Genomic DNA, 8,729 nt, shown 5'->3' with positions numbered 1-8,729 from the left:
GCAGGGGGAAGCCGGCCGCGCACTGCATGATCCCGGACGTCAAAGACTCAGGTCACGAACCTACAGCCGCGAGTCGCGAGTTAACCAGCAGGATCAGCCCTCACCGGAGGCATCTGGGACTCACTCGGCCACACGCGCGAGCACGGGCAGAAGTACTACATTGGTCGGCACGTCATCGGCGAGTACGGGAGCTTCGGCAAGCCGGCCAACCAGGTTTACTGGTTCCGGCGGGGGTTCGAGGCCGAGTCGCCGTCCGTGTGCAACACCTTCACGGCTCCGGTCTCGAAAGTGAAATAGCGTGGCGCTCCCGACAGGTAGGAGTGCCACGCTCAGGCGACGGGCTCGGCGATCTCTGCACTTGTCACTCTAGGGTGACGAGGCTCGTTCTCAGCGACCCCGGCAGAGCGGTTTAGCCTCGGGGGCATGGGCGGGCCAGTGAAGATGGGCTCCATACGCCGTCAGCTACGGGGCCGGAGGGTCGTGGACATGCCAGAGGCGGATCTGCTGCAAATCGAACATGATCTCACCCAGTTTCTGACCACTGCCGGGTTTCAGCCAGCCACCGATGAGACCGGAGGGTTTTCCCTCACACGGCATACCGACTCGATCAGCCTGTACTGGAGCGTGGGTCCCAGGCTCGATGAGATGACCATCGGTGTGGACAATGATCACCCGGCGCAACGCTTCTGGCTGGAGGTCGTGAACATCATGGCGATCGCGTTCGCCCAACTCCTGGCGAAAGCCGGTTACGCCGTAGCCTTGCAGGTGACCCATGCCGAAGATGGAGACATCACGGTCCGGATCACATCAGGCCCGGACATGCGCAACCAGTGAGGGGCGTCGCTATTCCCTGACGACCATGGACCGCATTGACCAGGGATCCCCGTGATCTGCAGCGCTCGTTGGCCTGGGAATCTGCAACATTGGCTGGCCGCTCGTCACGGGACCAGCGACAGTGCCGGGGACGTGACAGGGGGCTCTCGGATGCTCCGGGTCCGCGTGCGGCACCAGTCAGGCGGGGGTGTCGCGCTAACGCAGCAGCGCCAGGACCTCGCCGACGCGAGCGTCTGCGACCTCGGCACGTGTTGGACAGCCTCCCGGGCCGACGCCTCTGCGGCGCTCGTAGCCTCCTGCAGGGCGGCGACCCGCGTCTCGGCGACCTCCGCCCGCTGGATGGCGGTTTGGGTCGCGGACTGCGCGGCGACCAGTTGGCCGCGCGTCTCCTCCAGGCGCTCCCCGGCGGCGGCCAGGGCCCTCGGAATGACCAGCGCCAACGCTCCACCCTGGGACCCATTGCAGTTACCCGGGTGCCGGGCCTCCAAGACCGCCTCCCCCGAACTGGACCCGCACGTCCAGGAGGTGGACGCCAGCAGCCACTCTGAGATCAGAACCCCGAAACAGAACGATCTTTTGCTGTCACCCCACCCTCAACCTTTTCAGAAAGTAGTCGTACGACTACACTTGGTGCATGTGTGGCAAGGCCTCAAAGGAGTTCCGGGGGTCCTCGTAGCAATCGCGGAAAATTCAACGAACCCATCTCTGACCCGAAAATAAAGATCAGCGGGCAGGCGGCAGCGGACCCCGACTGTCGTGCCTGGTCAGGGTCGGTGTAGGGGGCATGGAGTGTCAGGCGGCTTCGGGTTCGACTGTCACCTTCCCATCCCGCACGAGGATGGTCTGGCCGGTGAGTGCTTGCAGGTGCCGAGCCAGGTTGCGGACCTTGCGGTCCTTGTTGATGCGGGAGTCGTAGTAGTCGGGGCCGAGGTCGCGGAAGTGGGCCTTAGGATCGGCCAGTAGGTGCCAGATCACGGTGAGGACGGCGTTGCCGGAGGCCACGACCGCCTTCTGGGGAGCCATCCGGCGGGCCAGCCGGCGGTGCCGGGCGCCCAGGAAGGTTTGGGTGCGCGAGAAGCCGAAGACGATGCGCCCGAGGATGCCGCCGAGCCAGGGGTTGCCGTTCCCGCGGCCCTTGGCCTTCTTCTTCCCGGCCGACTCATGCGTCTTGGGGCAGAACTTGGCCCAGGAGACCAGATGGGCAGGGGTGGGGAAGCGGCTCATGTCGACGCCGATCTCCCCGATCAGCTCGGCGGCGGTGGTGGTGTCGATCCCGGTGACCTCACACAGCTGGGCCACCTGATGGACGAAAGGGCGACCGCCTCCTCGATCGAGGTGTCCAGCACCGCGATCTGGGCGTTCATCCGGTCGATGTTGTCGAGCATCATCCGCAGCAGGCGGGCGTGATGGGGGGGTGAAGAACCCCTCCAACGCTCGCTCGAGTTCGGCGAGCTTGTGCCGGGCACGCCGTTCGGCCAGGTCGGCCATCGTCGGCGCGTCGCGTTCCCCGCTGATCAGCGCCTCCATCATGGCCCGGCCCGAGACCCCGAAGATGTCCGACAGCACCGAGGAGATCTTGATCTGGGCGTCCTCCAGCAGCTTCTCCACCCGCTGCCGCTCTCTGGCCTGATCTTGCACCAGCGCTCGCCGGTAGCGGGTCAGGTCCCGCAGCTGACGGATCTCGGGCGGGTGCACCAGTGAGGGGCGGCACATCCCGCGTTCGGCGACCTTGGCCAGCCACACACAGTCCAGTTTGTCGGTTTTGGCCCGGCCCGGCAGGTTCTTCACATCCCGCGGTTGACCAGCCACACCTCCAGCTCCTCGGCCTCCAGCAGGTAGTAGACGCCCTTCCAGTAGGAGGAGGTCGCCTCCATCACCACCCGGGTGACCGCGTGCCCCCGCAACCACTCGATCATCGACCGCAGCCGCGCCGTTGTGCTCTGGTACGGGCGAACCTCCTGCAACCGCCGTCCGGCCCGAGACGGGTGCGGGATCCGCACACACGCCTCCAGTGCGCTCTTGCCCAGGTCCAGCGCCGCGATCCGTTCCACGTGCAGCTCGACCTCGTCGACTTCCTCCACGCGACCTTCTCCTCCACCCCAGGGACGGGGGGACGGTCGCCCGCGGGAGCCGGCGGGGACGGGTAGGAATCGGACCCGCGGGCTCGTGGCACCAATGCGCAGCCCCATGACACGGCTCCCAGCGATCAAACTGACCTACGGACTCACCTGCGCCAAAGAGCAATCGACGTCGGCGGGCAACCAGCCCCGATTTTCCCGCATGCGACGCGGCCCCGCAGGGGCCCTATCAACTGACCTGCGCTGATGGCGCAAGAGGGTGCGATGGCCCTGAGCGGTTTTCGTCAGTGGATCGCTTGGTCGCGGCGTCGGCGAGCGGCGCGACTCCCGCGATGGCATGTCGAACCGGGCGTTGCAGTGCAAGTACGGCGTCACCTGGAGCACGGTCAACAAGGCCCTGACCTCGGCTTGGCCGCAGCCACGCACGACAACCGCTTCGGCGGGGCCGTCGAAGCGGGATCCTTTGAAGCTGCTGATCGACGAGATCCTGCTCATTGATCTGGACGCGACCAGGAAACAGCGCCACACCGTCACCCCGGATCTACCGCCGTCTGATCGACGAGCACTCCTCGTCCGAGGCGTTGCGTTGACCACTTGAACCCGCACCGATGAGAGGGCGCAAGCGTCCTGCGAGCAACCGCGCGGTCGGGCCAGGGACTGAGAGTCCGGTGTTTATACCTTGCTTGCGACCACCATGTAGTTCTCGGCCTCAAGATCGAACGTGCTCAGTTCCGTCTGGAGTCCGACCCGGTGCAACTCGACTTCGAGTTCCTCGTACCGGTAGGGCCAGCAGGACAGCAGTTCCGAGCGGACAAGAACCAACCCGGTCGCATCAACTTGCGCGATCGCAATCTCGATGTGGTGCTCCTCCTCCCAATGCGGCGCAATCTCCCAGCGGTAGACCACGACGGCATCGCGACCGTTCCGGCGGACGAGTCGGTCACTGATGTCCAGCCGGGAACCTCTGGCCCTCACGAGTTCCCAAGTGCGGGATGTGAGTACCAAGCGCCCGCCAGGGCGCAGAAGCCGTGACATCGACTCCAGAGCAGCACCCCTGCCTGTCGCGCCCGCGGCATGGTGAAGCGAGTTGCCAACGCAGAACACTATGTCGAACGTGTTGTCCTGGAAATGGTCGGGCAACTCTTCCCAGTTCGCCCGTACGGCCCGGACGGATGCCCCGAACTCCTCAGACAACTCTGCAGTCCGACGAACCATCGCCTCGCTGGCGTCAGTTGCGACAACCTGCATGCCACGACCGGCGAGGCCAACCGCCAACTGTCCGGTTCCGCACGAACAGTCGAGGACGTGAGCGTTCGACGGCAGGAGATTGAGGACGTCGTCGAACGACGCAGCGAACTCGGCTGGAGGCAACTTTGCATCCGAGATGAGCCATTCGTACACCTCGGCAAGCACGTCATAACCTGTCACAACCACTACCTCCGTCACGCGGCAGACTCACGGTAGGACGTCAGTCCATCAGCGGAGCAAGCCGGGCACCAATGGTTTTCGCAATCCGCCCAAGACGCCCGAGGTGTCCCTTCCGGATGAGGTTGGCGGCCGGGACGGGTCCTGTCCTGTGGCACGACGTCTTGGTCTGAACGGTTTCGAGCGGAGTTGCTCAGGTCTTTCTGTCGGCGAGAGCTCTCAAACGTTCCGGGTAGTCGATCGGTATGAGCACCGATGAGTCTGGTCCTGAGCCCTGTGACTGGTGTGGTGTGGTCATCACGAACGGGTCGCAGACTTACTCAGGAGCCGCCACTCCTTGCGCCACGAGTCGAAGTCGATCTTCCGGGACCCGAACTCCTCCAGCCAGTCCACGAACCGGGCGCCGTACTTCTTGCGTCCCGACTCGAGAATCTCATCCCTTTCCGGTTCGGTGGGCGGGGTCAGACCGAACGTCTCCTGCAGCCAAGCCACGTACGCCTCGTGCCCAGTGGAGTGCTCCTCGTCGGGGTCCGCCTCGCGCTCCTCGTTCCAAGAGGCGAACCACTCGTCGTCGATCGCGAGCAGCCGGAACAGGTTGCGCAGGCCCTCGATGATGTCGAGATCACCTTCGTCGCCGAAGCGAATGACAGGAAGTGTGGCGAAGTCTGTGCGGTCGTCGCAGTGCCACAGGGCGTAGAACGAACCCGAGCCGCTGGCCCGAGCGAAGGGGGCGAGTTGGTCGAGGTGGCCTCGTACCTCCTCTTCCCGCCCCTCTAGGCACAGCCACTCCACCAAGCCGGCGCTGGGTCGGTTGTACTCATAGAACTCGAACCCGTGCGAGAATTCCTCCTCTCCAGGACCGTCGGAGAATTCCTTGAGCAAGTTCAGTTCGGGAACGGGCGAGTAGGCGTCGGTCATATCAGCTCCGGTGCGGAAGCGAGTGGGTGAAATATGGTGTGCACGCTACCGCCCGGGACTGACACCGAAGGCCGCCCTGTTCGAAAACAGGCGTTCGGTCGTGCAGGACCCCTTGGCGGTCCGTCCTGATCCGGCGCTCAGCGGTCGCCGGATCAGGGCGTGCTCGCGGGGGCATCTGGCCGAACTGCATGCGCACTATCGCCAGCAGGGAGACGGCGAGTAGCGGAATCCGACAACTCAACCTGAACGCGACACGAGTACCGACAACAACACGCGGACACCGACAGCTTCGACTGCAACCTACACGAGGAGCCGCGAATACCGCACGCCTCGAATAAGTGCTCGTCCCCAGTAACCCGTCATTGGAGTGGATGGCATCCCCAGTACGGCCGGACCGAGCGGCAACGTCGACACGAGCTACTACCGCGGGTGTCCTGAATTCGACGGTTGGCCGGGGTCGTGCAGTACGTAGGCCGGCGCGGGGCTGTGAGAGCTGCCGGTATCGCGGTGGTGCCGGCGATGTCGCGGCGTGGACCGACTGGCTCAAGCTCAATTCGTCGATGCGGCTGCGTCTTTACTACCGGCCCGGCAGCAAGACCGGCAAGGTCGGTGACCGGTTCTACGCTCAACGCGGCGACCGGCTGATCGTGACCAAGGTCAAGGAGAGTCACTGCGCCATACCCGCGACGCGCCTGTCCGAGCTGATGCCGAAACAGGGCGTCTCGGCCGAACGCGGTGAGGAAGCGTACAGCAGCGAGCCGACCCCTTTCCAGACCCTCGACGGCTGCGCCGACCTCGAAGAGCCGGCGAGTTTCGACGCCGCGGCCGCGGAGGCTGACCCGGGCCTCAGCGCAACCCTCCAGTTGGAAGATGCGGACTCGGGATAGCCCGAGAAGCCTGGGGCAGCACGGCGGCCGGGGCTTCGCGATGGCGGTGCGCACCTACTGCGGTGATCGGGAAGGAGTCAGCGCAGGTCATACACGTCAGAGACGGAGCCTTGGAGGCTCAAGACTCCACACTCCCTGACCATCACCCACCACGAAACCCCAACCGTGATCAACCGGTCGGGGTATCGATTTTCGGGGCGGTCCAGGGAGACGGCGGCGGGCGCCGGGATGGACATAGACCGAGTGCTCCACCACTCCGGCGTAGACGCACCGGTCGGAGACGGCGGTGGCCGCGACCCAGCCGAGCACCTGGCCGGTGTCGTCGAGGGCGACGTGCCGGTGGGCGGGCAGCTTGGCGGTGTTGAAGCTCGCCCAGGTGGGAGCGGCGGTCTCGAAGGTCGCCTGTCTGATTTTGCTGGTAAGTAGCAGCAGTGTTTGTCGGTCAGTTTGGGCAGCACTCGGGGGCTGATCGGGTTTGTAATGTCGGTGAGAAGTAGCACACCCGGAGGCTCGACCGCGGCCCCAGCATGCCGAGCAAGCCATAGTGCCGGGCCCGCCCAGTCGGGCGCGGCGGCGTCTTCCCAGGCGGTGCGGACGGCGTCCAGGTCGGGGGATGAGCCCCAGGTCGGTGGCCGAGGCGAGCTGCTGGGTGAACCCTTCGGAGGAGTCGGCCAGCGACCCTCCGCGGCCAAAGCGGCCGACGGGCGCCTGTTCGGGGGCGGGTTGGTGAAGAGCGGTCAGGAAGACGGCCCGCCCGTTTTCTTCCCCAGTTCAGTCGTGGGGGAACTTCCCCAGTTCAGTCGTGGGGGAAGCAGACTCTGGAGTGGAGGCGAAGGGGGCGGCCGGGTGGGAGAGGCGGTTCCAGCAACTCGTCCACTGGGACGCCGGTCCAGTCGATGAACGTGGTCTCGGTGTTCTCGTGGAGACGAGCGTTCAGGTCGTACTTGGCAGTGGGGTGGCCGGGGCAGTGGATGTGCAGGGTCAGCTCCGCGCCCTCATCGTCCAGGTCTTCACCGGTCAGGCAGTCGGATCGGGAGCCGGCGTTGGGGCCGGGGCCGAGGGCGGCGGCCAGGTGCGTGCGAACGTCGGCGACGGAGGTGAACAGGACGAGGGCGTCCTCCCATTCGTTGTTGTTGATCCAGTAGGCGCTGCGCAGTAGCGCGAAGGCGTGGCGGGGGTGGCTCGTCTCGCTCTGAGGCCTTTTGGCGGCCGGAGCATGAAGGTAGGAGAGGGCGGAACGGGCGCAATGGTCGTCGGGAGCGCGGCGTAGGGCTTCCTGGTAGGCGGCGATTGCGGCGTTCTGGTCGCCCGTCCAGGTGAGGGCATGGCCAAGGTAGAGCGGCATGAGGGCGTCGTGGGGGTCCGCGGCAAGGGCCGCCTCTGCGGTAAGGACGGCTTCCTCGGCGAGCGGACGGCTCACGCCCTTGCTGTCATGCTTTCCCAACCCGTTGAGCAGCGTTCCGTCGTCATCGTCGAAATCGCAGCACACGTCCGACAGCACCACCTGCCGAAGGGCGAAGGTCGAGGCCACCGCACGCAGGATCGCGAGGGTGGCGGCAGTCTCGGCGTCTTCGTGCGGTCCCTGCTCGGCCTGGTCGCAATGGTGGCGAGCCTGGGCGATCAGGCCAAGGACCGCCTGTTCGCCGCTGAACTGCCGAAGCAGGAACTCGCATTCGGCGAGCGACCGGCCGGCCTGCAGCAGGTGGATGCGCGGATCTTGTGCGGGCATGGGTCGAATTCTGCCATCGAGTCGTAGCGATTCCCGGTGAACGCTACGACTCGGTGTCCTGGTCATCGGGCCGCCTACTGAAACAGGCACTCAAGGCTTTCAGACCAGGAGACCCAGGGTTTCGGGCGCTTCCCAGGCCGTCAACTGCCGCTTCCAGCGGTGGTAACTGCCGCCCCGTCCAACTTGCGCTCTGCACAGCACGCTGGTGCGCGGCCGGTCATGCACTCGGGCGGATCAGCCGCAGTGAACGCCGTATGCAGCGTCGCGAGTGTTGTAGGTTTCGCCGTCGTACTTCAGCGACCCGTCGGCGTAGACGCACTGGTCCTTCAGGTACAGCTTGACCGGGCCCGCGTAGTAGTGGTAATTGGCGCTGCTGTCGAGTTTCGGGTCCCTGACGCTGCGCGAGTCGCCGTCGCCCAGGAAGACATAGACATAGCTGGCCTTACCGTCCCAGGCCGCCTTGACGCGCGTGATGGCGCAGTTGTAGCCGTTCGACGGGTTGTAGTAGATGCTCAGGTATCCGCCGATGGTGTCGTAATGGCTCCCGTAGCCGCGCAGCGGATAGGACGACAGGAAGTTGTACCCGGATCCGCAGGTACCGCCGGTGGCGTAGGCGGGCTGCGCCACTACGGCCGACAGCGGGATCGTCACGGTGCACGCTGCCAGCACGGCGGAGAGCTTCTTGCGAAGAGACAAGGCAGGGCCCTTTCACGGAAAAGATCGCAAACGGGCGTGATTTTACTCTCACCATCGCTTCGCACGGGTATCGGCCCGCTTCGACGGTCAGAGAATGCGCAGCGGGAGGGTACGGGGGCCGCGTACCTGGCTGGCGGCCCAGGTCACCGACGCGACGGTCCG

9 protein-coding genes are annotated in these 8,729 nt (G+C 65.4%); 3 read left to right on the top strand and 6 right to left on the bottom strand.

What is annotated here, in order from left to right:
• Positions 1-480 precede the first annotated feature (480 nt).
• Complete coding sequence (locus tag ACIBQ1_RS52745) at positions 481-834, top strand: hypothetical protein (protein ID WP_397290015.1); 354 nt, start codon at positions 481-483, stop codon at positions 832-834.
• 792 nt (positions 835-1,626) lie between these two features.
• Here the strand turns inward: ACIBQ1_RS52745 and ACIBQ1_RS52740 are convergent.
• Both ACIBQ1_RS52740 and ACIBQ1_RS52735 read right to left on the bottom strand, forming a co-directional pair.
• Entirely contained in the window at positions 1,627-2,643 is a 1,017-nt protein-coding gene (locus ACIBQ1_RS52740) for an IS110 family transposase (RefSeq protein ID WP_397290012.1), read from the bottom strand.
• On the bottom strand, positions 2,619-2,915 hold the full coding sequence (locus ACIBQ1_RS52735) for a transposase (RefSeq protein ID WP_397290010.1): 297 nt from the start codon (positions 2,913-2,915) through the stop codon (positions 2,619-2,621). Before ACIBQ1_RS52735 ends, ACIBQ1_RS52740 begins: the two co-directional genes overlap by 25 nt.
• A gap of 334 nt (positions 2,916-3,249) precedes the next feature.
• On the opposite strand from ACIBQ1_RS52735, the gene ACIBQ1_RS52730 reads away from it, so the two are divergent.
• Positions 3,250-3,510 carry a hypothetical protein gene (locus tag ACIBQ1_RS52730; RefSeq protein WP_397290008.1) on the top strand — a complete coding sequence of 87 codons (261 nt, stop codon included), beginning with the start codon at positions 3,250-3,252 and terminating at the stop codon, positions 3,508-3,510.
• 74 nt (positions 3,511-3,584) lie between these two features.
• Here the strand turns inward: ACIBQ1_RS52730 and ACIBQ1_RS52725 are convergent, their stop codons facing one another.
• The gene (locus ACIBQ1_RS52725; RefSeq protein ID WP_397290007.1) at positions 3,585-4,358 is read right to left on the bottom strand and encodes a class I SAM-dependent methyltransferase; all 774 of its coding nucleotides are present in this window, start codon (positions 4,356-4,358) and stop codon (positions 3,585-3,587) included.
• A 276-nt stretch (positions 4,359-4,634) separates the two neighbouring features.
• Complete coding sequence (locus ACIBQ1_RS52720; protein ID WP_397290005.1) at positions 4,635-5,255, bottom strand: hypothetical protein; 621 nt, start codon at positions 5,253-5,255, stop codon at positions 4,635-4,637.
• A gap of 560 nt (positions 5,256-5,815) precedes the next feature.
• On the opposite strand from ACIBQ1_RS52720, the gene ACIBQ1_RS52715 reads away from it, so the two are divergent.
• Positions 5,816-6,142, top strand: a complete 327-nt coding sequence (locus ACIBQ1_RS52715) for a hypothetical protein (protein WP_397290003.1) — start codon at positions 5,816-5,818, stop codon at positions 6,140-6,142.
• Between the two features lie 796 nt (positions 6,143-6,938).
• Here the strand turns inward: ACIBQ1_RS52715 and ACIBQ1_RS52710 are convergent.
• Positions 6,939-7,871, bottom strand: a complete 933-nt coding sequence (locus tag ACIBQ1_RS52710; RefSeq protein ID WP_397290001.1) for a hypothetical protein — start codon at positions 7,869-7,871, stop codon at positions 6,939-6,941.
• 234 nt (positions 7,872-8,105) lie between these two features.
• Positions 8,106-8,567, bottom strand: a complete 462-nt coding sequence (locus ACIBQ1_RS52705) for a hypothetical protein (protein ID WP_397286295.1) — start codon at positions 8,565-8,567, stop codon at positions 8,106-8,108.
• Positions 8,568-8,729 lie beyond the last annotated feature (162 nt).

Source organism: Nonomuraea sp. NPDC050153, from assembly GCF_044460125.1.
Classification (GTDB): Bacteria; Actinomycetota; Actinomycetes; order Streptosporangiales; family Streptosporangiaceae; genus Nonomuraea.
This window is presented reverse-complemented; position numbering and strand designations above follow the sequence as displayed.